The organism is Shimazuella sp. NTD247 (assembly GCF_059510415.1).
The window spans coordinates 24,692-50,627 of the sequence record NZ_JCAJZU010000009.1; the positions used below are offsets into that span (position 1 = coordinate 24,692).

21 protein-coding genes, 2 tRNA genes and 1 pseudogene are annotated in these 25,936 nt (G+C 37.4%); 8 read left to right on the plus strand and 16 right to left on the minus strand.

Annotation, left to right across the window (positions count from 1 at the left end; all coding sequences use genetic code 11):
• Positions 1-291: 291 nt before the first annotated feature.
• The 4 genes from AC5WOC_RS19130 to trmL all read right to left on the minus strand — a co-directional run bounded on the left by AC5WOC_RS19130 (position 292) and on the right by trmL (position 5,671).
• A complete protein-coding gene (locus tag AC5WOC_RS19130; RefSeq protein ID WP_496057017.1) occupies positions 292-1,359 on the minus strand; it encodes a hypothetical protein in 1,068 nt (355 codons plus the stop codon).
• A gap of 384 nt (positions 1,360-1,743) precedes the next feature.
• Entirely contained in the window at positions 1,744-2,892 is a 1,149-nt protein-coding gene (yhbH, locus tag AC5WOC_RS19135; protein WP_496057018.1) for a sporulation protein YhbH, read from the minus strand.
• Positions 2,893-2,918: 26 nt separating this feature from the next.
• Positions 2,919-4,817 carry a PrkA family serine protein kinase gene (locus AC5WOC_RS19140; protein ID WP_496057019.1) on the minus strand — a complete coding sequence of 633 codons (1,899 nt, stop codon included), beginning with the start codon at positions 4,815-4,817 and terminating at the stop codon, positions 2,919-2,921.
• A gap of 389 nt (positions 4,818-5,206) precedes the next feature.
• Complete coding sequence (gene trmL, locus AC5WOC_RS19145; RefSeq protein WP_496057020.1) at positions 5,207-5,671, minus strand: tRNA (uridine(34)/cytosine(34)/5-carboxymethylaminomethyluridine(34)-2'-O)-methyltransferase TrmL; 465 nt, start codon at positions 5,669-5,671, stop codon at positions 5,207-5,209.
• Positions 5,672-5,732: 61 nt separating this feature from the next.
• Between trmL and AC5WOC_RS19150 the strand changes: the two genes are divergently transcribed.
• Entirely contained in the window at positions 5,733-6,920 is a 1,188-nt protein-coding gene (locus AC5WOC_RS19150) for an MFS transporter (RefSeq protein ID WP_496057021.1), read from the plus strand.
• 26 nt (positions 6,921-6,946) lie between these two features.
• On the opposite strand, the gene AC5WOC_RS19155 is transcribed toward AC5WOC_RS19150, so the two are convergent.
• Positions 6,947-7,411 (minus strand): amidase domain-containing protein, encoded by a 465-nt coding sequence (locus AC5WOC_RS19155; RefSeq protein WP_496057022.1) that lies wholly within the window; start codon positions 7,409-7,411, stop codon positions 6,947-6,949.
• A gap of 183 nt (positions 7,412-7,594) precedes the next feature.
• On the minus strand, positions 7,595-8,953 hold the full coding sequence (locus AC5WOC_RS19160; RefSeq protein ID WP_496057023.1) for a cytochrome P450: 1,359 nt from the start codon (positions 8,951-8,953) through the stop codon (positions 7,595-7,597).
• Between the two features lie 293 nt (positions 8,954-9,246).
• Here AC5WOC_RS19160 and AC5WOC_RS19165 point away from each other — a divergent pair, with 293 nt between their 5' ends.
• Positions 9,247-10,029 (plus strand): mechanosensitive ion channel family protein, encoded by a 783-nt coding sequence (locus AC5WOC_RS19165; protein ID WP_496057024.1) that lies wholly within the window; start codon positions 9,247-9,249, stop codon positions 10,027-10,029.
• A gap of 285 nt (positions 10,030-10,314) precedes the next feature.
• Here AC5WOC_RS19165 and queG read toward each other — a convergent pair whose 3' ends face one another.
• The 7 genes and pseudogenes from queG to AC5WOC_RS19200 form a co-directional block, all read right to left on the minus strand.
• The gene (gene queG, locus AC5WOC_RS19170) at positions 10,315-11,448 is read right to left on the minus strand and encodes a tRNA epoxyqueuosine(34) reductase QueG (protein WP_496057025.1); all 1,134 of its coding nucleotides are present in this window, start codon (positions 11,446-11,448) and stop codon (positions 10,315-10,317) included.
• Between the two features lie 18 nt (positions 11,449-11,466).
• A complete protein-coding gene (gene rnhA / locus AC5WOC_RS19175) occupies positions 11,467-11,877 on the minus strand; it encodes a ribonuclease HI (protein ID WP_496057026.1) in 411 nt (136 codons plus the stop codon).
• 22 nt (positions 11,878-11,899) lie between these two features.
• Positions 11,900-12,251, minus strand: a pseudogene (locus tag AC5WOC_RS19180) (VOC family protein).
• 82 nt (positions 12,252-12,333) lie between these two features.
• Positions 12,334-12,411: transfer RNA gene (locus AC5WOC_RS19185), tRNA-Pro, on the minus strand.
• Between the two features lie 12 nt (positions 12,412-12,423).
• A tRNA-Leu gene (locus AC5WOC_RS19190) sits at positions 12,424-12,507 on the minus strand.
• A gap of 101 nt (positions 12,508-12,608) precedes the next feature.
• Complete coding sequence (locus AC5WOC_RS19195) at positions 12,609-13,121, minus strand: DNA topology modulation protein (RefSeq protein WP_496057027.1); 513 nt, start codon at positions 13,119-13,121, stop codon at positions 12,609-12,611.
• A 47-nt stretch (positions 13,122-13,168) separates the two neighbouring features.
• Positions 13,169-15,079, minus strand: a complete 1,911-nt coding sequence (locus AC5WOC_RS19200) for a heavy metal translocating P-type ATPase (protein ID WP_496057028.1) — start codon at positions 15,077-15,079, stop codon at positions 13,169-13,171.
• 553 nt (positions 15,080-15,632) lie between these two features.
• On the opposite strand from AC5WOC_RS19200, the gene AC5WOC_RS19205 reads away from it, so the two are divergent.
• From AC5WOC_RS19205 to AC5WOC_RS19215, 3 genes are all read left to right on the plus strand, one after another.
• A complete protein-coding gene (locus tag AC5WOC_RS19205; RefSeq protein ID WP_496057029.1) occupies positions 15,633-18,014 on the plus strand; it encodes a type IV secretory system conjugative DNA transfer family protein in 2,382 nt (793 codons plus the stop codon).
• 25 nt (positions 18,015-18,039) lie between these two features.
• Complete coding sequence (locus AC5WOC_RS19210) at positions 18,040-20,358, plus strand: helicase HerA domain-containing protein (protein ID WP_496057030.1); 2,319 nt, start codon at positions 18,040-18,042, stop codon at positions 20,356-20,358.
• A 115-nt stretch (positions 20,359-20,473) separates the two neighbouring features.
• Entirely contained in the window at positions 20,474-21,619 is a 1,146-nt protein-coding gene (locus tag AC5WOC_RS19215; protein ID WP_496057031.1) for a peptidoglycan-binding protein, read from the plus strand.
• Between the two features lie 78 nt (positions 21,620-21,697).
• Here the strand turns inward: AC5WOC_RS19215 and AC5WOC_RS19220 are convergent, their stop codons facing one another.
• Together AC5WOC_RS19220 and AC5WOC_RS19225 are read right to left on the minus strand one after the other, a co-directional pair.
• A complete protein-coding gene (locus tag AC5WOC_RS19220; RefSeq protein WP_496057133.1) occupies positions 21,698-21,820 on the minus strand; it encodes a zinc ribbon domain-containing protein in 123 nt (40 codons plus the stop codon).
• 96 nt (positions 21,821-21,916) lie between these two features.
• The gene (locus AC5WOC_RS19225; protein ID WP_496057032.1) at positions 21,917-23,296 is read right to left on the minus strand and encodes an amino acid permease; all 1,380 of its coding nucleotides are present in this window, start codon (positions 23,294-23,296) and stop codon (positions 21,917-21,919) included.
• Positions 23,297-23,995: 699 nt separating this feature from the next.
• Here AC5WOC_RS19225 and AC5WOC_RS19230 point away from each other — a divergent pair.
• From AC5WOC_RS19230 to AC5WOC_RS19240, 3 genes are all read left to right on the plus strand, one after another.
• Positions 23,996-24,139 (plus strand): hypothetical protein, encoded by a 144-nt coding sequence (locus AC5WOC_RS19230; RefSeq protein ID WP_496057033.1) that lies wholly within the window; start codon positions 23,996-23,998, stop codon positions 24,137-24,139.
• Positions 24,140-24,318: 179 nt separating this feature from the next.
• Positions 24,319-24,969: a hypothetical protein gene (locus AC5WOC_RS19235; protein ID WP_496057034.1), complete on the plus strand. Its 651-nt coding sequence runs from the start codon at positions 24,319-24,321 to the stop codon at positions 24,967-24,969.
• 106 nt (positions 24,970-25,075) lie between these two features.
• On the plus strand, positions 25,076-25,549 hold the full coding sequence (locus AC5WOC_RS19240) for a divergent PAP2 family protein (protein WP_496057035.1): 474 nt from the start codon (positions 25,076-25,078) through the stop codon (positions 25,547-25,549).
• Here AC5WOC_RS19240 and AC5WOC_RS19245 read toward each other — a convergent pair.
• A complete protein-coding gene (locus AC5WOC_RS19245; RefSeq protein ID WP_496057036.1) occupies positions 25,546-25,827 on the minus strand; it encodes a YuiB family protein in 282 nt (93 codons plus the stop codon). The two genes, AC5WOC_RS19240 and AC5WOC_RS19245, sit on opposite strands and share 4 nt — an antisense overlap.
• Positions 25,828-25,936: the final 109 nt, after the last annotated feature.

Below are 25,936 nucleotides of genomic sequence, written 5' to 3' on the forward strand. Positions count from 1 at the left end.
TTATATCACTTAGCGCTAAAATTGATTTTAAGTTTTCAGCTGTTATTTCATATTGTCGATTTTCAATTACAAAAAAGTATTTACAGTAGATGAAAATTAACCTTCTCAAAAAATAAGACTGTTTCTCCACATTAAAGCGAAGTCGCCTTTTCTATAAATTATGTAATAAAAATTGATATATTAAATAATAAAGACAACAAAGATACTGCTCGGGAAAATGATTCGGCCAAATACTACGAGTTTAAAACCCGTAATATTTGGCCGATTGATCTCATGAAGAGATCGATGTCCCTATTCCTTCTCGGAGAGAATCTCCCTCATCACCTCGGGAACAAGCTCTTCCACACATGCGCGAAGAGGCGAATACCCGGGCTGACTCGGGTCCTGCAGCACCTTCTTGGCGACCATGTCCGCGGCGTTCGGCAGCTGACGCACGATCGCCTGCCGAACTTCTTCCCGCAAGTGCTCCTTCAGAGAAGGACCAAGTGTTTTAAGCGCGAAGTCCCGCAGGAAACGCTCCCCCTCTGCAGTCTGGAAGAAGTACCCCATGTGCCGAACGATCGTGTTACCGAACTCGGTTCGTACTGTTTCAAACTGATCGGACTCGATCAGATTCGGCATTGCATCAACCACTTCCTTCAGCTGACTTTCCAGCAGCACCTTACCAGCTCCACCATACGAGAAGAAGCTGGAGACAAAGGTAGGAAGCTTTTCCTTGATCGTTTCTCGAACAGTCTTCTTAATCAGCGTCATACTGATCAGACTCTGATCCGAAGAGACAACATCGGAAATCTTGGACTCCAGCAGCTGCTTGCCAGCAGTACTACTGTAAAGGAAGTTACGCACCACAGAGGAGAACTGCCACTCCTCAGCGAGATGACGACGAGTTTCACGGATCACTGTCTCCTGATCCAGCAAGTCGTCCTGTGGATCAAGAATCTGCTTGATCTTTTCATCGATCAGATACTGACCAACGAAATCATACAAAAATCGCCTGATTCGGCCTGCAACCTGCTCCGAAAGCAGCTCCTTGGCTTTGGAAATAACCTCCTCATCCTTGACATCGTTGTCTATGACATTGACGAGGATCTCGGAAATCCGCTGTTGGAGGTACTTGCCAGCATCGCCGTAGGAAAACGAGTTTCGTACCCTCTCCTGCAGCTTTTCTTCCGTCATGAACTCCTTAGCCGACTGAATGATCTGCCGAGGGTCTACCCATGAAGAAAAGTGCTCCATCAGTGTCTTGTTTACAGACTTATCCCCGAATCCGTTAAACCCATTGAAGGCATGTTCCACAGCTGACTCCACCGAGGAACGCACTCCGCCAATGAACTTAGATCGAAGCGACTTTTTGGACATGAATCCTCCACAAGATCAGGGGAGTTGCAAGTGCAACTCCCATTATCAATTCCTTGAATTCATTTTATTTATAATCTAAGTAAAGTTCAACTTTGTATTTTGATAATCAACTGTTTTTAGGTCATTTTATATGTTTTGAGACAGAGGGATGGTTCTTGTAATCTCAACTCAACAACTCTAATAAGTATCGCTCCTGTTTCCGAATCTTCTCCACCTCATACTCCCAAATATACATACTAAGGGAAGAATGAAAATGGATGACCTCTTCCCTTAATTACTTATGACAGTACAGTTGAGCTAACAGATGCAACAAAGAGACGGTTCTCCTATCTCAGTTGTATATGATAAAAAAATCGCCTTCTCAATGAGAAGGCGATCTCTTTTTTACACCACTTCTTTCTCCTGAAAAAAGTGCTTCAACGCATGGTACACTTGGCTCTTTTCTCGAATGACATAATGCATAAATTTTGGGTCTGCCAGATTGCGATAAGCTGTCATAAGAGTGCTGTGGCGGTTGTATTGATTTACTTCACCATAGCCAAACATGTTGCTTCTCTCCATCAAAGCTTTGACTAAACCTACACATCTTTCGTTGTCAGAGGTTAAATTGTCCCCATCGGAAAAGTGAAAGGGGTAAATATTGTAACGATTGGTAGGAAAACGACTATCGATAATCTCAATTGCTTTTTTATACGCAGAAGAACAAATCGTTCCTCCACTCTCTCCTTTGGTGAAAAATAAGTCTTCTGTAACTTCTTTCGCTTCTGTATGGTGTGCGATAAAGACAATTTCCACGTTTTCATACTTGGTTCGCAAAAATCGAACCATCCAGAAGAAGAAGCTGCGGGCGATATACTTTTCAAAGATACCCATCGAACCACTTGTATCCATCATTGCAATGACGACTGCGTTTGAATGTGGAAGTATTTTTTCTTCCCATGTTTTAAAACGCAAATCATCGATAGATATTCTTGTTTTTTCTTTAGATCCAGCCAAGGCATTGCGTTTGATCGCTTCTATCAACGTGCGTTTCTTATCAATATTTCCCATCAAACCTTTTTTGCGTATATCTGTAAATCGAATTTCTTCAATTGTGATGTTTTCTTCTTCTTTTCGCTCTAGATTAGGCAGCTCCATTTCAGAGAATAAGATATTCTCTAATTCCTCGATTGAGACTTCTGCTTCAAAATAATCATCACCTGCTTGGTCCCCTGCTCCTTGACCTTTCCCTTTTGCTGGTGAGCCTGAGGGATCTCTAGCTATCACATCACCAACTTGACTGTCACCATCGCCCTGTCCAACTTGTTTGCCTTTATTGTAGTTGTAACGTATTCGATATTCTTCAATGGAACGAATGGGAATCTTCACCATTTGTTTTCCATCTGACATGATAATACTCTCTTCACTCACCAGATCAGGCAAATTCTTCTTGATTGCTTCCTTTACTTTCTCTTGATGGCGCAGCTGATCTTGATAGCCTTTGCGATGGAGGGACCAGTCTTCCTCTGACACAATAAACAGGGGATTCTTCATATTCGGTTCACCTCCCGCCTCTTTGGTTATCGATTGAGTAAACTTCCTACGTAACGCAATAATCCATTTGCACTGGAAGGAGTATAGCCATAATCTTCAACCAATCGGGAAATTACCTCATTCATTTTTTTCAATTGCAACTCATCTGGCGTTTTGGTTGAGGTAGTTATTTTTACAACATCTTTCAAATCAGCAAATAATTTCTTTTGGATCGCTTCGCGTAATCTCTCATGGCTGTTATAATCGAAGCGCTTTCCTTTTCGAGCAAAAGCGGAAATACGGATAAGAATTTCTTCACGAAATGCTTTTTTGGCATTTTCCGAAATACCGATCTGTTCTTCAATGGAACGCATGAGCTTTTCATCTGGTTCCATTTCTTCTCCAGTCAATGGATCGCGAATTTTCCCCCAGTTGCAGTAAGCTTCTACGTTATCCAAATAATTATCCATCAATGTCTTTGCAGATTCTTCATACGAATATACAAACGCTTTCTGCACTTCTTTTTTAGCGATTTCATCATACTCTTTCCGTGCAACAGAGATAAAATGCAAATACTTTTCACGTTGTTCATTGGAGATAGAAGGATGTTGGTCGAGACCATCTTTGAGTGAACGCAAGATATCCAATGCATTGATATAATCTTGATCAGTACGAATTAAAGCACTCGAAATACGGTTGATGACATAACGAGGGTCAATTCCTGACATACCTTCGTCCAAAAATTCATTTTGTAATTCTCGAACATCGATATCTTTCATACCTTCAACAGACTCCCCGTCATACAAACGGAGTTTTTTGAGTAAATCAACGCCTTGTTTCTTCGATTCTTTCAAACGGGTCAAAATGGAGAATATTGCGGCTGCTCGAAGTGAATGTGGTGCTATGTGGATATGGGACAAATCACTTTGTTTGATCAATTTTTCATAAATACGTTCTTCTGCTGTAACTTGCAAATTGTATGGTATCGGCATTACGATCATCCTAGACTGCAATGCCTCGTTCTTTTTATTCGCAATAAATGACTTGTATTCCGATTCGTTCGTATGGGCGATAATCAATTCATCAGCAGAGATTAACGCAAATCGACCAGCTTTGAAGTTTCCTTCTTGTGTCAGAGAGAGCAAATTCCATAAAAATTTCTCATCACATTTCAACATTTCTTGAAACTCCATCAAACCACGATTTGCCTTGTTCAATTCTCCATCAAATCGATATGCCCGAGGGTCCGACTCGGAGCCGTAATCAGTGATGGTGGCAAAATCAATACTACCTGTCAAATCGGCTATATCCTGCGATTTAGGATCAGAAGGGCTAAACGTTCCAATTCCTTGACGTTCATCTTCAGAAAGAAGAATTCGTTCGACGATCATGTCCTCTATTCTTCCGCCATACTCTTCCTGTAAACGAAAACGGCAAGAAGGACACAAATTACCTTCAATGCGGACTCCAAGCTCTTTTTCCGCTTCAGCCCTGAGTTCCCTTGGAATTAAGTTTAGTGGGTCTTCCTGCATCGGACAACCTTTAATGGCATAAAGTGCTCCTTCGTCCGTGCGGGAATACTGTTCCAAACCTTTTTTCAACATAGCAACTATCGTCGATTTACCTCCACTAACTGGACCCATAAGGAGAAGAATTCGTTTCCTCACGTCTAATCTGCGTGCAGCTGAGTGAAAATACTCTTCTACCAGCCGCTCAATCGCATGATTGAGACCAAAGAGTTCCTCACTAAAAAACAGGTAAGATTTCCTTCCATCTGCATGCGTCTTGACTCCATGACTTTTAATCATGTTGTAAACTCGTGAATGGGCTGTTTCTGCAACTTGTGGTTGTGACTTCACAATTTGCAAATAATCCGCAAATGTACCCTCCCATAAATAATCCAACTGTTTTTCACGGTAGTCAGAAATACGTTTTAAGATGTCCAATGGAAGCCTCCTCTCCGGTACGAACCAGCTTCACTTGCTTAACCGTTTAATAAACGTATTCCACCAAAGCACCTACTTTGAAACCTATAAATAGAGAAAAAGTTATATTACTATATGCTTTTCTATAGCAAAAGGATACGATAAGTTTTAAACTTTTAGAAAAATGGGAGTCAATAACTGCCGCTGGGTCATCTCGAAAAACGAGAGATCTCCCATGTTGCAGCGTTTTTACAAAAGAATGGAACCTGAAAATTCCATTCTATCCCCTACTTATTATTATACCTCAACAGAAGCACTTTTCGGTTGATTTACAGTTTTTTAACCATTCGTCCTTTCCTTTTTTTTCAATTAAGAATCCTATAATTTTCCATTAATGCATGAATTAACCATCAAACAAGTGCAGGAAAATCCAATTGCCGTAAACCTTCATATAAAACAATCGCCACAGAGTTTGCCAAATTTAATGAGCGTACACTCGGGAGCATAGGAACACGAATTAAGGTGTCTCGGTTTGCTTCCAATATTTTATTCTCTAATCCTTTTGTTTCTTTGCCAAAAACGAAGAAATCACCCTCTTTATAGGTGAATGCTGTGTATGATTTTTTAGCCTTTGTTGTCGCACAGAAAAAGCGATTGGTTGAATACTTCGCACGCAATTCATCAAAGGAATCGTAGAGTTGAACGTCTACTTCATGCCAATAATCCAAGCCTGCTCTTTTTAATTGAGTATCATCAATGGAAAAACCCAGCGGTTTTATCAAGTGAAGTTTTGCACCTGTCACAGAGCAAGTACGAACGATATTTCCGGTATTTGGTGGTATTTCTGGTTCAACTAATACAATATGAAAAGGCATTTATCTTTTCTCCTTACATGTTACGATTTAATTGTCATCCTAAGAAAAGGAGTTTGGTATCTTGTTTTACACGGATAAAAAAAATTCATTCATCATTATTAGTTACATGTTATTTTATTTTATCGCAATAGGCGCTTTTATGCCTCTTTTTAGTTTGTATCTAAAAGAATTACACTTTTCTGGAACACAAATCGGTTTTACTGCTTCAATTAGTCCGTTTATCATGTTACTTGTCCAACCAATCTGGGGACTTATTGCCGATCATACCAAGGGTTTTCATATTTTACTAGTAATAGCCACGATAATTGCATCCATTACAAGTATTGCCTTCATATGGATTGAAGGGAAATTCTTCACCGTTGTAATTCTAACGATTATTTTATCAGTCTTTTTAAGTGCAATTGAACCCATTTCTACCAGTATGATTATAAGCTATTCAGAAAACAGAGGGCTGTCTTATGCAGATTTTCGGTTATGGGGGGCGGTCGGCTTTGCTCTTTCTGTCTGGGCATTGAGTCAATTAACTTCCCATGGTTCCCTGCAAATTGTTTTTTATGTACTCTCTATTTCTCTATTTCTTTCGGCACTCTATGCTTGGAAATTGCCATTATATCAAATACAGCAAAAAGAAAAAATATCCAAATATCAAATTAAAAAACTGATTTCCAACCGTACATTCCTGCTTTTTCTTTTTGCATGCTTCTTAGTATACGGTGTGATGCTTGCAAATAATTCATTCTTTGGACTGCTGTACACAAGTCTTGGTGGTACACTTGCTGGAGTTGGTGTAAGTTTTTTAATCAGCGTAGGTAGCGAAGTTCCATTTATGCGACTGGCAGGAAAATGGTTACAGACACTAAATATTACGACCATTTTAATCATCGCATCTGCTGTCTCATCGATTCAATACTTTTGTTTTTTCTATCATCCTCCGGAAATGATCATCTATGTACTTAATATCGCACAAGGATTTTCTCTTGGTATTTTTATTCCTGTTTCTCTCCAATACGTTCAACTGCATACACTGAAATCTCTTCAAACTACAGCAGTGGGTATATTCAATGGAGTGAGTTTTGGTCTAGGAAATTGGTTTTTTACACTTGTCGGGGGATTTGTATTGGACTTAGCTGATATTCATTATGTTTATTTACTGTTTAGTATCGTTTCTTTCTTCGGCACCTCCATCCTTATTGTTTTGCGAGTTCTAGAAAACAATACTAGACACACCGAAATCCCTAACACAGAATAAGAAACCTACCGTAAACAGTAGGTTTCTTATCGAATATGAAAAAACGCATATTTTATTTGAGGTGTCCATGCAGCAGAATCTTGGTATTCCCAATAACGATACTGGCTATTATTTGTATGCGCATTCACATACGCTTGCCCATTTTCATCTTTATATGTGACAATCGTGTTGTGATTCCATCTGCCATCACCTTCAAAGTCATAACAGATAACATCGCCGAGTTGTAAATCTTCTACCCGCGGAACCATCTGTGCTCTATTGCGCAAAAACCAATACAAGCTATTGGCGATAGCCCAACTATAACTCCAATTACCATTACGATACCACCAGCCTCTTCCCCGATGATCCCCACCTACCATAGGATATCCACCTGCGTGTAAGCATTGTGAAATAAAATTCGTACAGTCATTGGTGGAAAAAAAGCGATAAGCTGGATTATGGGAATTCCAGTACGTATTTGCATAGGCTACTGCTTGTTCACGATTGTACACACTAATCCCCTCCTTCTCTTATCTATATGAGAAAGACAATTAGTGGTAACCAAAAAATACAATAATCTGTATCTAAGCGTTAGTCGAAAAGTTGGAAAAAGTAGCCAACTGGCCAGATGATACAGTAAATAAACAGATCTCATCACCATTTTCTAAGGTGAAAATGCCATTTGTATTCGTTTTTTAAGGTCTTGGATTCAAATAAAAAGGCATTTCCTTTGGCTGATAGGTCATCGCATAACGTGGTGCTACTTGAGAATTTTCTTTTAGTGTGAACTTGTATTTTTGCACAAACGTTACCAATAACAGTAATGCGATAGTTAGAGACATATCTTGTCCAATACAAAGTCGTTGACCTTTCCCAAAAGGATAGTACGAGTTACGAGCTTTTTGATCAAATCTATCTGGTGAAAATCTATCTGGATCAAAAACATGAGGTTTATCCCAAAAATTCGGATCATGGTGAGTAGCAAAGGGACTGATAATAATTGGCTTTCCACCGTGAATTTTATAGTTCCCAATTGTATCTTCCTTAACTGATGTACGAAAATACATTGGGAATGCAGGATATAATCGCAAAGTTTCATTTAACACCATTCTTGCATATTTTAGTTTTGCTAAATCTGAATATGCTGGTATCCGTCCATCCAATACTTCTGTCGCCTCTAGGTAAAGTCGATCAGCAGCTTCCGAATTTTGACTCAACAAATAAGTTGCCCACGTTACTGCGCTCGCTGTTGATTCATAACCAGCTAGAAAGATGGTGAACACTTCATCTCTAATTTGTTGATCCGTCATCCTATTACCATCATCATCTGCTTCTTTTAATAAGATTCCTAGTAAATCATCCGTTACCGTATTGGTCTGTCTTCGTTGCCTGATAATCGAATAGATTTCTTGGTCTAGTTCTACGATAGATTTCCGATATGCTGACTTTCCTGGGCTAGGAAACCAATTCGGAACAAAAAAGGTCCATACTCTTTTTGTCATGCCTTGAAATACAGTATTTGTTAATTCTACTAATCGTTTTGACTGGTTCTTCTCCACCGATGTTCCTAACAATGTTTTGAGTACTACATCCACATTCGTTTCTGTGGCATCTGCCAGCATATCTAATGGCGTTTCTGTTTTTGCACACTGGTCCCAGCGAAAAACTGCTTCTTTAACGGACTGGTTCGCAATCACAGCCATTTTTTCAATTTGCTTTGGATGGAATGCGGGTTGCATTAATTTTCGCTGTCTTCTCCAGTCATCTCCTTCCGCTGTGAATAAACCATTTCCTAGAGCATAACGAATCCCATCCATCATTCTTCCCTTTATGTAGTTGGATGCGTTATCGATTAAAATATGATGGACATAATCAGGATGACTGACTAAATATGCACTTGCTGATCCAGATCCAATTCGTACCAATCCTTCTCCTTTTGCTGCCTCCTCCATGCAGAAACTAAATGGATCTTTCGCCAATCTAGGAATGGATGAGAATAATTGGAATCCTTTTGGTCCTGGAGGAGAGATTCGTTTTTCAGTTATTTTCGACATGAGTTGATACTCCTTTTTGCGAATAAAAACCTATAAAGAAAAATGTTTGTGTGAGGATTATAACAAATATAGAGATTTTTGTGATTATTTTATACATTTTTATCTACTCGAATGCTCGTTTTCTAAAGAAATGTTCTCTACTATGACGTTTATTTTCATATTTGATAGAAACTATATTTTCTCATTCATAAGCATAAAAATATTAATTGAATATTTTTTATGTTTTATATTGAAAAATATGTTATATTTGTACCTACTTATATATTTTTTTATCATTTAGGAAGGAAGATACAATGAATTGGAACTTTCAAATTAACTGGGCGCAAATTGCTGAAATCATTATTCGTTGTTTTGTAATCATTGCTATTTCGTACATCGCTTTTCTTATCATCAAAAACCTCATTTATCGTTTTATGATCGGTAAAAAGCAAAAAAATGCTAGACTTCAAACACTAACAAGTCTTGCCACCAACTTTATAGGATATGTCATTTTCTTTGTAGCACTCGTTTCCTTATTAGATCAATTTGGGATTAACGCTACTGGTTTAATTGCTAGTGCAGGCATCATTGGATTAGCTATTGGATTTGGAGCTCAAGGACTTGTAAGTGATATTGTAACAGGTTTCTTTATTTTAATGGAGGATCAAGTAAATGTGGATGACCATATAACCGTCAACGGTTTCTCCGGAGTAGTAGAACAAACAGGATTACGCGTCTTAAAAATACGTGATCTCAATGGAGACTTACACTTTATCCCAAACCGCGAGTTAAAATCATTGACTAATCACTCAAAAGGCACTTCCAACACGATTGTCAATGTAAAAATTCATTACACTAATGGACAAAACATGCATAATCAACTGTCCGAGATTCAAGCGAAACTAAACGAGTTAAAAGAAAATATGCCACAAGTAGTACAAGGTCCTGCTGTTTTGGATGTCCACACACCAAATAAAGCAGAAAATTATATCCGAATCATTGCGAAAACTGAACCTAATCAAGGGCAGGCCGTAGCAGACGTTCTTGAACAACACGCAAAAAAAATTATCGAAACTGAAAATAAGGTGCTTGTTTGACACTCCCCATGGCTGAAGCCATGGAATTCTTGGGACGGTAGCCTTCTGACTACTTCATTACCAAGCTAACTCCGTGAGCCCCACGGTTGAACAGAGTTTTTGTTGCTACGTCATAGCAAAGACTTACTGCTTGATTTTCGCATTTCAGCCACTTTAAGTGGATTGGCGAAACTTGTGCTCCCGTTGTAGTGATGCTCGCTAACATCACACGATTCAAACCGTGGGTTTTCTCACTCGCAAGACTATAATACATAAAACCAAGAGATTTTCATCTCTTGGTTTTTTCTACGATTCAATCCTATCCATCGCATTTTTTATTTCTGATAAAACCATTTCATCTTGTTCCGTTTGCATGGCATTTTTTAAACTTCCTTCTGCTTCAGTTCCGCCTATCTTCCCCAATGCCCATGCAGCTGTCCCTCGAATCATCGGACGAACATCATTATGCAAAAATGAAATGAGCTGTGGGATTGCCGATCTATCCTTAAAATGAGCCAAAGCGATAATAGCATTCCGTTGAATTGGATTTTTCCCTCTCCATGACCCTGACATATGCCCAAACTGCTCTTTAAACTGACGATTTGTTAAATGCAACAACGGTTTTAACAATGGTTTAACTTTCTCAGCTTCAGGCTGTAATTCAGGATGATGATCAAAATAACGTTTTCTATTTTTCGGGCAAACGGTCTGACATGTATCACACCCATAAAGCCTATTGCCAATTTTATTTCGGTATTTTTCCGGTATTATTGTTTTCGTTTGGGTCAAATAAGCAATACATGACTGTGCATCTAGTCGTCCAGCTTCTACCAATGCACCAGTAGGGCAGGCAGTCATGCATAATGTACAATCTCCGCATCTGTCTTGAATAGGTTCATCAGGAGGAAAATAAATATCGACAAGCATCTCTCCTAAATAAACCCAAGAACCAAACTCTTCTGTTATTATTGCAGTATTTTTTCCACTCCAGCCAATCCCTGCTCTTTCGGCTACTGCACGGTCACTAAGTGCACCTGTATCAACCATAGATTGGATAGTAGCATAAGGAATCAATTGGTGTATATAATCAGTTAGCAACTCTAACTTTTGCTTTAACACAAGATGATAATCTTTGCCCCATGAAGCACGGCAAAAAATACCTCGATATTCTCCGGATTCAGATTTAGGAGGATTTTTTAATTTGGCAGGATAAGCGATAGCGATAGCAATAATTGTTTTTACCTTAGGCATTATTTTAACTGGATGGGTTCTCAACTCGATATCAGATTCTTCAAATCCAGAAGCAAATCCAAGATTTTGTTGTTCACGTAGTCGTTCTTTTAATTCGATGAATGGATCAGCAGAAGCAAAACCTATCTTATCAATACCCAACTCTTTTGCCTTATTTATCACTTTTTCCTTTAACTGCTCCGCTTTCATCTATCCTGCCTCCTTTCTTTAATATGGAACTGCAGCTCGTGCTAATTCATCGCAGCGATTATTCAGTTCGACATTGCTATGGCCTTTTACTTTTACAAATTCTACTTCGTGTTTACGGTACAATGCGAGTAATTCTCTCCATAAATCTTCATTTTTTTTAAATCCTGTTTTTTCCCATTTCACATACCATTTATCATGAAAACAATTCACAATATAGGCACTATCCGAACAAACTTTTACTCTGCATACTTGTTTTAATAGCTTCAACGCTTGGATAACAGCCATTAATTCCATTCGATTGTTGGTCGTTTGTTTTTCTCCACCAGAAATTTCTTTGCTGTGCTCACCATACAACAAAATAGCTGCCCATCCACCTGGACCTGGATTTCCCGAACATGCACCGTCCGTATAGATGGTCACTTCTTTCAAGTAATTTCCTCCTCATCAAATTCTAAAAACCAATTCGATTACCAAAAGGGTCACTTACAAAAAACGAATCCTTCCATCAATTGGAGCTTCCTGTTTTATATCTACTCCTTGTTTCTCTAAATAACTCCGAAATGCCTCTAAAGAACGAATGACGAAAGCAGGATGAGCTTTTGTCACTGGAACAAAATCCTCTTGAATTCCAATGTGAATTTGAAGTGATCCAATAGCAAACCAACATCCACCACGATCTAGGAGGTTACTAGGTTTTGAAATTTCTTTCAACCTACTATTCCACCATAAAATTTTCTAGCGGTTTCTTCACTGCCTCTAGGAGCTGCTAATTGTACATGATCAATCCCGACAAAAAAGCCCAGGACAAACTCCTCCACCTCTTTAACAAAGAAAAAGACACATTAGATTAGTTCTAACATGTCTTTTTCATAACACCTAATTGTGTGGTCGGGGTGACAGGATTCGAACCTGCGGCCCCTCGCTCCCAAAGCGAGTGCTCTGGCCAAACTGAGCTACACCCCGATATGCAATTGGTGGTACCGAAGGTGGGACTCGAACCCACACTCCAAAGGAACACGATTTTGAGTCGTGCGCGTCTGCCAGTTCCGCCACTTCGGCTCAGCGACAAAATCTATATTACGACAAATCGAACAAAGTGTCAATCCTTTTTTTGAAGAAATTTATCTATTTGTTTCGTTTCATTTTTTAAAACCTAAAAATCAAGGATTTTCAACTTTTGATAAAAAATCATCTATATCATTTTTATTCTGTAATACAACAATTTTTTTATTTCTTCTATTGATTTGCAACATCTCCATCACTTTCCCTCTTTTTTTCTCTGGATATTCCCAAACATAACGAATAAATTCTATATCTAGCTTTTCTGGACATCCTTGTCCCATATCCGAACGTGTTTCTTTTCGATATCTCCAAAAGCGCTGAAGGATCCGAAAAAGACATATCCATCTAGAAAAATCTAAAAAAATAATCGTATCTGCTCTTTCTATTCGAGACTTCCATACACTGCTATATGTTCCATCCATAATCCACTTGTCATTTCTAATGTAAACAGCTTGAGCTTGTTCTAATTGTTCTGTCGAAACAGAAACCCATCCTGGCATCCAAAACAACGTGTCTAAATGAACGACTTCTATTTTTAATTTTTGCCCAAGATGTTTCGCAAGTGTTGACTTACCTGACCCAGGTGAGCCAATAATACAGATTCTCTGCATCTCATTCGCTCCTATAATCTAAAAAAGAGAGGATGGATATTCCTCTCTCATCTCAGTAATCTCAATCCATTTAAAATAACTAAAATCGTGCTGCCTTCGTGACCGACAACTCCTAAAGGTAAATTAATCAATTCTGTGAAATTTGAAAGTAATAACAGACCAATAACACTTGCAGCAAAAAATAAATTTTGATGAACAATTCGTTTCATTCGTTTCGATAGTTTTACTGCTGTAGTGATATGGGATAAATTATCATTCATTAATACCATATCGGCGGTTTCAAGTGTAATATCACTGCCTCCTGCACCCATTGCTATCCCCATACTTGCTTGACTCAATGCTGGTGCGTCGTTTACACCATCCCCAACCATTGCAATTTTCCGATAAGAATTTCGCAATTCTTTTACTTTCGCAACTTTATCTTGCGGTAACAAACTGCTATAAAATTCTTTTATACTGAGCTCATGAGCAATTACTTCAGCTGTTCGTTTTTGATCCCCTGTCAACATTACTGTATGAACTCCCATAGCATGTAATGATTCTATTAATGCTTTCGCATCTTCTCGAATCGTATCCAGAAGAGCAATAGCACCGATCACTTTTTTCATTTTTTCTACTACTACAACTGTTTTTCCTTGATCTTCTAATCTTTGAACGATCTGACCAATGTCCGTTTCAAGATCAAACCATTCCGGCTTGCCAATTCTCCAATCTTGTCCTTCAAATTTTGCTTTCACCCCAAGACCAGATTCCGAATGGATTGCTTCTAGTTTACTGCGTTCCACATTATTTTCGTTAGCATAATTTACGATTGCTTTTGCAATCGGATGCTCAGAAAGCCATTCAATAGAAGCAGCCGTTCTGAGTAACTCATCCTCTTTTATATCTACAAACAATGTAACATCCGTTACTTTTGGTTTTCCTTCCGTCAGTGTACCAGTTTTATCAAAAGCAACCACATCCACTTCGGAGAGAATCTCCAACTGCATTCCGTTTTTAAATAAAATGCCTTTGCGTGAACCATTTGACATTGCAGATAAAATAGCTGGCATAATAGAAGCTACCAGAGCACAAGGTGATGCTACAACAAGAAAAACACACGCTCGGTAAAATGTTTCTGACCAGCTCCATGCAAACAGATAATGAGGAGCAAACAACAATATAGAGGTAACAAGCAAAATTACTTTGGCATATGTCTGTTCCAATTTCTCCATTTTCAATTGTGATTCCGGTACATCTTCTTTTGCTTGATCAACCATTTTTACGATTTTCGCAAACAAACTGTTCTCATTGGAAACAGTAACTTGAATAAACAAAGATCCCGATCCATTGATCGTTCCAGCATACACACTATCCTTTTTATGTTTGCTTACTGGAATTGATTCTCCCGTAATCGTTGCTTGGTCCACTTCTGATTCTCCATCAATAATGATTCCATCCGCAGGGATTTTTCCACCAGGTCTTACTACTACCACATCATCTATCCGAAGTTGTGATACAGCAACTTGTTCTTCTGTTCCATCTGCATGCAGCACAGTTGCAACTTCTGGTTGCAAGCGCAACAATTTAGATAAATCACGCTCACTTCTTGCCATCGTGTATGTCTCTAAAGCACCGCTTAATGAAAAAATAAAGATTAACATAGCTCCTTCTAGCCAATACCCAATACTTGCAGCTCCAATTGCTGCAATCATCATCAATAAATCTACGCCAAATTGTCTTTCTTTCCATAGCTCAACGAGCCCTTCTCTTGCTTTGATATAACCGCCTATACCAAAAGCAAGAAGATATAAAGCTACTGCATAGTGTGCATTTTCTTTCTCCAGCAAAAATGCAGATAACGTGAAAAAACCACTTATAAATGCAAATGTAAACTCATAATAATATTCATTTTTATTAATTGGAGGAAGAGATGCTTGATCGTTTTGTTTTTTCATTGGATACGTAGCCATTTCCATACTTATCACCACCACTGGTTATATTTTATATGCAGATATCAATGAGAATGATTTTCATTTTTGCCTACGTGCAACTTATTTATAATTATTATAAAATAAAAATCATTATTTGTGAATACTTATTTTCATAAGATAGAAGTAGATAAAATTTAGATGATTGTGAGTGGAGAAACACATTTGTTTGAATCGTCGATAGATAAAAACATTTCAAACAAAGAGCATATTAATGACAGAAACACCAAAAATATAAAAAGAAGCCAATCAAGGCTTCTTTTTATATTTTTCTTATGATTTCCGTTTTGACAAAAAAGTAAATATTTCATATATTATGGTTCGTCTTCCTATCATTAAAAATGAAATCAGCAGACATGGTTTTGATATATCTTACTTAAACGAGTAGTTTACTCCACAATTCTGTTTTTACTATCGTTTTCTGTACTATTATGATAAATTTAAAGAAAATCTGACCTAATTCATTATTAAAGCGGATCCGGTCAATCAGCAGAACTTAAACCAGCCTTACATCCAACGTAAGGGAAAGGAGCAGATATATTTGAAGAGGTTTCACTTCTTGCCCTTTTTGATTCCAGAAGGGATCACATATGAAATGCAAACACTAGTTGGTGGTACACCTGATTATGTTCGAACACAAAAATCTTTAAACAACTACATCGAATATATGAAATTTAAATGGTACCGCCGCTTTCCCTTTCGTATGGTCGAACCATGGATTTCATGGGAAATATATGCAGATGATACTAGTACCCGATACTTTTTTTGGGCGCCAAATAAACAGTGGGGTAATGAATTTTGGAATCGTTTATATACAATGAGTCCTGAACTTAATTTCATATTAGCAGATCCACCGAAGATGGATTTTTCTTTACCGCATGCTGGAATAAAATTGAGTTTGGAACGTGACTTTGCTGTACCGATGCGTGTATATGATAAAAATAATATAGATACACAGTCAGCTTTGCTGGAATTCCTTAGTAATGTTGATGAAGGGGAGCAAGTAGGTCTTCAATATTTAATGCGACCGGTCTTTCATTATCAAACAGCAGCCAATTTTCAAAGAGCAATGCGGGATGTAAGTCGAGATAAAACTGCATCCAAACGTGAAAATGATATGTATCTCAAAGCGATTAAGGAAAAAAGCAGTCAATTACAATCCGAAGTTTCCATTCGAATTGTCGCAACTGCCCAAACATACGAACGTGCATTTGAACTCGCAGATCAAACCGCAAGAACATTGAGCTACATGAACTCAAAAGAACTCAACCGCTTTGAATCAAGAGAGTGGTGGCAAATATTCCGTCCATTATTTCGCTATGAGTGGAATAAACGAATCTTCTCTTTTCGAAAACGCGAAAATCGAGTCATTTTAGGCACACCAGAATTAGCAGGGTTAATGCGTATGCCAACTATTGCAGGAACTACTAAATTTATCAAATTAAAAGGAAAAAGAATTTTAATTCCGATCGAGGCAAGAAACTTAGCGAATCACCCAGAACCTACCCTTTTAGTAGGGCATAACAACCGAAATATTAATTCTCCTCCTGTATATTTACCTGTAGACGATTTAAAAAATCATATATCAATTATAGGAGGACCAAAGACAGGAAAGAGCAGTTTGGTTCTCAACGTACTTTCCGATTTTTTAAAGCTGAAAACAGAAGAAAACAAATACGGTTTGACCTTAATTGATACACAAGGAACACTTGCTGATCAATTAATGGAACAAATACCTCCTAAGTGGCATCACTTGGTAAAAGTAGTACGATTCAGATCTGGTGGTCCTTTCAATTTGTATGATATGGATTTTCCAAGCAGTGACAACCGAAAAGCAAACTTGATATCCGAAATCATTCGACGAGTGACAGGAAACTGGAACCCAATGATGCAAGAAATATTTTTAGTAGCAAGCCTTGCCCTAATGAAAGTAAAAATGGCGACATTAGAAAATTTACTCAAATTAATCGAAGATGAAGAATATATCAAACGCATCATCAGTTTATTAGATGAGGATGACCCAGAAGAAGCGACACTCATCAGAAGCTTGATGCGAAATTTACGAGATGTCAAACGAATCGATTGGCGGAAAGAATTTGTATTAAGTTCTACAATGGCAAGATTCAGAGGAATGCTCATTTCTTATTCTGGGAAGATGGTTAATCAAACGACAAACTGTATCAAATGGAGACAAGCACTTGACGAAGGACATATTGTTATTCTCGACACATCCGCTTGCCCTTCGTATGAGCGTACTTTTTTTGGTACTGCAGCATATGTCCTGTTCCGCCAAGCTATGGTTACTCGTTCCGGTGACTTCACCGGTGGCAAGTATATGCCGTTACATCCATTAATCGTTGACGACGCCAGTCTGTATATGAATAACGCATTAGATAATATTGAACTAACACTAAACGAAGCAAGAAAATACCATGTGCCATACATTCTTGCAAACTCCGGCTTAAAGGCGCATGTGAATGACCAAGGAATCGAAACATTGTTCCGAAACTTTGGAACCATATTTGCTTTCCGCCAAGGCAGTCCTAGTGATGCAAATATTGCAGCAGAAAATATGTTAGTACATGGAATTAGTTCTCGTGACCTCAGTTTTGTGGAGGACAAAATCGCTTATTTGCAAATGACTATTAATGATCAAAAAATTAAGGTATTTAGTATCAATACAAGACCGGAACCCAATCCTGTTCATGACACGTCACCTGATGAGATATATACAAATTTCTTAAATGAAGCAAAAGAAATCGAACAAAAAGCAGCACTCTTACAAGAAAAGTATGTGAAGAAAAGTTGGTTAGAGGTAAAAGATAAAGTGGCTGTTCTCACGAAAAAACTGGATAAAATGGAATTAATTCAAGATGAAAATGAAGATGAGGATGACTTTATCGATATTTTCTATGAAGACTAATATATTAAGAAAGGAGAAATAATTATTGAAACGATTTCACTTCTTACCACATTTAATCCCCAAAGGGATACTTTATGAAGTAAATACAATGGTTTCAAGTTCTCCAAATTATCATCTGACTGCCGTAGCATGGCAAAATATTATTGAATTCCTACAACAAAAATGGTTTCGCAGGTTCCCTTTTGCCATAAATGAACCTTGGGTATCATGGGAAGCATTTGCGACAGGCACTCGTACTCGCTTTTTTTACTGGGCGCCTAATGAAACGGTTGGACAACATACTTTGGATCGCATTGCATTAGAGCATTTTGAGTTCAATTACGAATATGCACAGGATCCATATCAGCTTGACTTTTCCAAACCGCATTATGGAATGAAATTGTTTCTCCAACGAGATTTCACGGTGCCAATCCAAATCCATCATTCTGATGTAGACAGCCTTTCACAATTAGTTGAGCACATGAGTAACATTGCACCAGGTCAAGAATTGCTTGTCCAATATTTAATCAGACCAGTATATGACCGGCAAATGCTGCCAAAATTTCGCAGTGTACTAAACAAGCTAAAAAAAGACAGGTCACCAGATACATCGATGTATATACAGGCGATTGAAGAAAAGATGGAGCAGCCAAAAGCTGAACTTGCTATTAAAATTATGGGTTTTGGTAACTCCATAGAAGAAGCAAGAAGTATTACTGAGCATGCTTATCGCTCACTTGGATACTTAAACTCAGGTGAATTAAATCGATTCCATTCGCGAGAATGGTGGCGAATCATCCATCCAATGTTTCGAAATGAAATAAAAAATCGTATATTTCCATTTCGCAGAAAACAAAACGCAGTTATTTTAGGTACTCCTGAGATGGCTGGAATGACGAGATGGCCTACTTCTTCTGGATCAAGTAAATTAATTCGTGTAAAAATGCAGTATCCTCCTGCACCCATTGCTGTTAGAAAAATAGCCAAAGAACCGAATACAATTTTTATTGGAAATGGCCTCCGTTTTACGGCAAGATTTCCAATCTACTTCCGACAAGAAAATCTCGATGATCATGTAGCCGTAATGGGAGGAGCACATTCTGGGAAAAGCAGTTTTATTCTCAATATAATTGATGATCTAATAAAATTGCGAACAGAAGAAAACCGCACAGGTTTTACCGTAATAGACACCAAAGGTACGTTAGCAAATGATGTTTTAGCGAGAATTCCACCAGAAATGCATGATAAAGTAACTGTTGTACGTGCAAGAGAAGGAACTTTTCCTTTTAATCCATTTGATGTGGACTACTCCATCACGCAGCGTGGAGGACAAGTCGTAGAGATACTGGCGAGAGCTGATTCAAATGACTGGAAACCTGTTGTGACTGAAACTTTACTACTTATTGGATATTCTCTTGACAGTTTAGGAATTGCGACATTGAGAAATATACAGCGGGTAATTGAAGAACCTGAATTTTGTAATTGGGTTATTGATCAACTAGATGAATCGCTCCCAGCTATTGCCACTTTAAAACGCTCGCTGAGAAAATACGTACAAAAAGATACAAACAAAGTAAATTGGCCGCGGGAATTTATTGAGAGCTTCAGTACAGCACGTTTAAGAAACATTAATACTTCAGGTGTTGGAGGAATGCTGAATTCATACACTAATGGAGTAAAATGGGTAAAAGCTTGGGAAGAAGGCCACTATCTCATTTTTGATTTATCTGGAATGTCACCTGGTGATCAACGTTTAATAGCATCTGCTATCATTTGTCATTTTGAATTAGGAATGGTATCAAGAGGTAAGAAAAATGCAAATGGAGAATATGCTAGACATCCTTTGATTGTTGACGAAGGATCAACGTTTATTGATCTATTTGGAAATCTAAAAACAATGGCAGATATGTACCGTGAATTCAACATGCCACTTATTTTATCAACACAAGGATTAAAAGAACATATTCCTCCTCATTATGTGGAAGCATTTTTCCGTAACTTTGGTACACATGCAGTATTTCAATTAGGAAGTCGAAAAGATGCTCAAATTGTACAGTCAAGTCTAAACTCAAAAAGTTTTTCTCTAACGGAATTTGATTTTTATGAAATTATTCCCAGACATTGCTATATGCAGCATACGGTTCTTCGATCCGAAGTATTTATATTAAAACCAAAAGATATTACTCCACCCAAATTCCAAGGTTTGGCTGAAAAAATCGTAGAAAAATCACGTTTGCGTGCATTAGCAGAAGAAGAGGAAAAACGAGCAAATACCATTATTGGGTTAAAGGCTATCGAGAAAGAGAAACAAGAAGATCCAATAACAAAACTGATTGATGAACTATATGAAAATGATGTGTCCTGATAATTGGTAAAAAAAGGACTGCATCTTGTGTTACTAAATATTTTAATTTTGTATACTCTTCCTTCACTCGATTATAGTATGATGTTGATAACTTATATACGAGGGGAGGAAGACTATGTCCAAATTAACAGAGCTCTTCAAGAAAAAATCACCAGCTAACAAATTAACAAGATGGTTAGAATTAACATCGATTGGAGTAATTTGTACCTTTGGTGGTTTTTTCGTCTATCACTATACACAAACATTTGCTCAATCATCTACAGTTAAACAGCAAAACAACAAAACCTCAGTTGTAGTCAGTACAGTAGTATCAAAAGATGTTAATAAACGACTGATGGAAAATCTTCCATCCAAAAGTGTAGAAACTACGCTAAAAGTTACACCTATCTCGTACAAAAACACTGATCAGGCAGACTCAGAACCAATTATAGAAGATAGCAGTAACTCACCTGTTATTGGCGACAGTGATGGGGTAGAAGCGCCAGACTCTAATAATGTTACGCCATCTGATACAACAGGGGCATCGAAGTCCACAGCCACTGATGCACCCATTGAAATTATTGGTAACCCAGATCAAATTGCTGGCAGTCCCGATCTCTCGAAAGTAACAGGTTCTGAAAATAAAGAGAAACCATCAAAAAATCCGATCACAGCGATTATTCATCACCAAAAACCAAAACCAGCTGCAAAAACAAAACCAACACCAATTACTTCAAAACCAGTTACTTCGAAACCGAGTATTCCAAAACCTAGCACTTCGAAACCTAGCACTTCGAAACCTAGTACTTCAAAACCTAGTACTTCAAAACCTAGTACTTCAAAACCTAGTACTTCAAAACCTAGTACTTCAAAACCTAGTACTTCAAAACCTAGCACTTCAAAACCTAGTACTTCAAAACCTAGTACTTCAAAACCTAGTACTTCAAAACCTAGTACTTCAAAACCTAGTACTTCAAAACCTAGTACTCCAAGCAAACCGAAAGCACCTTATCCAGTTACCAAAACATTCCCAGGAACGAAATACTTCAAAACAGGTGCAAAAAACAAATATGTTACACAGCTTGGATACATGCTTGTAACAGCAGGTTATGGAAAATACTATAAAGTCGGACCTAGTCCAGAATGGTCTTCTGCTGATTTAAAGAATTGTCAAGCTTTCCAGCATGCACAAGGTTGGACTGGTAAAGATGCAGATGGATATCCAGGACCTGAAACTTGGAGCCGACTCGTCAAGATCTACTACAAAAAATATAGTGCTTGACCACTCCCCTCGCATAAACGCGGGGTTTTTTTGAATAATCTTCGGAGTACAGAAGTTCAGACCGCAAGCTCCGAGCGATTATACTTCACCTACTTGGACGATGTTTTTCGCTGCATTAATATCCTGATCATTGTGTCCCTTGCAGTTTAGGCATGTCCATTCTCGTAATTGGAGCCCTTTTACTTTTGTATGTCCCAGCAGATTACAAAAAAATTGTCAGGAGAAAACCCCTAATCTAACGCTAGAAGTTTTCAAGATATAAAAAAAGGCTACTTATTTAGTAGCCTTTTTGTTATCTCATTTATTTTGTTCACTCTTTCGCTTATTGTGCACAAACAAATAATAAATAACATAACAAATTATGATTGCAGGTATACCTAAATAAACAGACATAGCTGTTTCTGGATCTAGAACCTGACTCAACATTACAATTGCATTTAACACAAATGCTAAAATCGGAACAAATGGATAAAGAGGAGTGCGAAAAGGCAATTCTTCTACTTTTCCTCCATTAGCCAAATATTTTCTTCTAAAGAAAAATTGAGATGCTGCAATACCCATCCAGGCGATAACTGCAGTTGTACCAGCAATGGAAAGAATCCACATATAAACTGTATCAGCTGCATATACAGAAGTTAATAATGATAATCCTGCAATACAGAAACTAATAATCAAAGCCCATAAAGGAACACCGCGTTTTGTCGTTTTTCCAAGTATTTTAGGGGCCATTCCATTATTTGATAACGCATACAACATTCTAGTAGCAGCATATAATCCTGAATTTGCAACAGATAGCAAAGCAGTGATGATAACAAAATTCATGATATCTGCAGCGTATGGAATCCCCATCCTTTCAATAGCTATCACAAATGGACTTTCCACAACCCCTGCTTGTTTCCAAGGAACCAAACAAACCAATACCGCAATAGCTAGTCCAAAAAACAAAATGGTACGATAAACCGTTTGATTAATGGCTTTTGGTAAAGTTTTTTCTGGATTTTCACTCTCAGCTGCAGCTACTCCAACTAATTCTGTACCCTGGAATGAAAAATTAACCGCTATCATAGTCATAAGAATCGTACTTATCCCATTTGGAAAAATACCATCTTTAAAGAGATTACTAAATCCTGTATTTCCACCATGCAGAGGGATAAACCCAAAGATAGCAATAGCTCCTAGCACGATGAACAGAACAATCATAGATACTTTAATGATAGCGAACCAAAATTCTGTTTCCGCAAAACTTTTTGCTGAAAGCGCATTCACTACAAACAAAACTGCACCAAAAATTATACTCCAAACCCAAATGTGTACGTCAGGAAACCACCGTTTCATTGTAGAACCGATGGTGACAAGTTCTAAAGCAACCGTTGCTGCCCATCCTAACCAGTACAGCCAACCGATCATAAATCCCGTACCTGGTCCAATAAATCGTGTTGCATAATCTTGAAATGATCCAGAAGATGGATTGGCTAATGTCAGCTCCCCTAAGCAAAGCATAATGAGATACATGACTATGCCACCAACAATATAAGATAAAATTGCTCCAATTGGTCCTGCTTGGCTAATAGTATACCCTGAACCATTAAAAAAACCAGTTCCAATTACACCACCAAGCGCGATCATGAAAAGATGTCTACTCTTCAATGATCTTGTAAGTTGATTATTCTTTTCCATATTAACCTCCCAACTTTGTATTCTAGTATGACATTTTTTTATATTTTTTGCAAATAATTTCTAATTTGTTTAAATTTTACAATCAATTATGATTAATTGCATTTCACAATTGATATATACATAGAATAAACTGTGTTTCCATTATATAGTAAAAATATATTCGGACTACCACTTTTCAAGAGAAAGGAGTTCATCTTAATGGCTTGGTCGTACGGAATATTATTTTGACAATGCTGAAGCACTCCTTGCTTATTTTTTGACAGCTTGTCACGTACAACTCACACACCAACCATCACCAACTTCAAGACAGTAAAAACTGCCCTGAAACAAATATCAATAAAATTTGGTTTATCAGTCTTGTAAAAGAAAAAACGAAACTATCTGTTCCAGAAGATGATTATGTGCCGAAAGTCAACAAGCATATATTATATAACCATCAACTAACTTATAAAGTTCCCATATAAAAGGAAATGATGTACTTGTGCTGCAAGAGAGGTTACAAATACAACAAGATCATCCTATTTGGTCCAAATACACGAAATGCATTGTTACAATTGCAAAAAACGCATGTCATCTGTACTACAGGCAGGGTATATTATGATGTTTGGGATGCTCTATTTCAACCCATTTCCAAAAAGATATCACTCCTCTCCATCATTTCGCCGTACATTGTATATATCACTCCTCTGAAGTTCAAACATGCTTAATATTCCTACTATTGGGTATTTTAGGGAAGTAACAGATAAAGCTGTAATACTTTGGAAACAACATGATGAAAATGGAAAAATAGAAGAAGAAGGGAATGGTCTTTCTTTTATTGGTGAAGTGGATAAAAAGACATGAAAGTCCCTATTTCCTCCTCGATTAAAACATCTCCTTTTTTAATTACTTTATTAGAATTGAAAAAAATCGCGAATGAGTCTTTATTTTGCCATTTTTGTGTTGTTCTTCTTGAATTTTTTGCATAGTTTGTTACAATAGTGACTAGTTTCACTACAAATTTTAAAGGAGTCCATCTTATTATGTTAAAAAAAGCTCTCATTCTTTTTAGTTGTATATTATTGCTTTCCGGCTGCTCATTACTGGCAGATTCTGGAACAAAAAAAGAATTAATGGACCAAATGGACAAATTAATGGATCATCATGACAAAAACATGACAGACCAACGTACTTTGATCAACGACTTTAATAGTGCATATGACACAGGCACAAGAATTACGCAAACTTTGAATCAAGGTACATCAATGAGCCAAGACCAGTACAGCCAATTGATGACTGCAGTTGATAAAGCAAATACAGATTTAGCTACATATAAAAACAATGTAAATTCATTATTAGGAGAAATCACTACAGTAGAAAGTAAAGCAAATGAATTAAAAGATGAAGAGTCAAAATCCCGTGCAACAAAATATTTAGCTGATTTTAAACAAGCTACACAATCTCAAATCGATTATATTAATAATTTCCAAAATCTAATTGATTCTTATAAAGGTGTATTTGAACAAATGTCACAGGGGAAAACACCAGATACTTCTAAATACCAAGAGTACTCTGATAAAGAGGGCACTTTGGTTGACAAATTCAACAAAGAAATTGATGCTTTTAACAGCAGTTGGACAACATTAAACCAAGAAGATTTCAATCGAAAAGTAAAACCTAATCTTTCTTATTAATAATTCTAGTCCCAGCTTTCGAAATGAAAGCTGGTTTTTCTTATCTATTATGTGAGAGAATAAGAAGAAGTGTATAGTTGTATGTGAAAGGCAGGCCTCTAAATTCATGGTAAGTGATTTTCTTTCAAACTTTCCTCTTTGGACATCGTTATTAGCGATTTTACTCGCACAATTTTTAAAAATTATTTGGAACCTATCTATGACAGGAAAATGGGATTGGATTTGGATCTATCATTCTGGCGGTATGCCAAGTGGTCATACTTCCGCTGTAAGTTCCTTATCCATAGCTATTGGACTCACCCAAGGATGGGATTCAGCTGCATTTGCAATTGCTACTATTCTCAGCATTGTTGTGATGTATGACGCAACTGGGGTTCGTCGTCAAGCTGGCGTTCATGCCCAAGTACTTAATCGCCTTGTAGAAGATATGACAAAACTTTTAAGTGAAGCAAAAGAAAAATCCCCTGCTGAAACAAGGGAAAAATTAAAAGAAATATTAGGACATAAACCGATTGAAGTTTTTGTCGGTCTTTGGTTTGGAGTTATTGTAGCAATTATAAATTATTATCTTTGGTATTAAAACATTCGATAACCTTTTGCCCTCAAAAATCGTATGGTTAAACCACTACCTACAACACCTACTAAACTAGCGGCTAACCATGTTATATCAGCAATATGCACAGAATTTATTTGAAAGGCAAAATAAACAATTAAAGCAATAAATAAGTAAATTGGTAACCAAGTGGTTTTTAATATCATATTTAAGATAAATCCTATCCCAAAAAAGAAAACAAATAACAATGGAATAGAAATAATTAATTGAACAAGACTAATTGGTGGAGCAGCTAACATCGTCATCGAAACTTATCTCCTTCCATAAGCTGCCTATATGTTATAAAAAATGAGACTGGCGGTCAATGCCTATCAATGCTATCCTCAAGAAAAAGAGCAATCCTACTTGTAAATC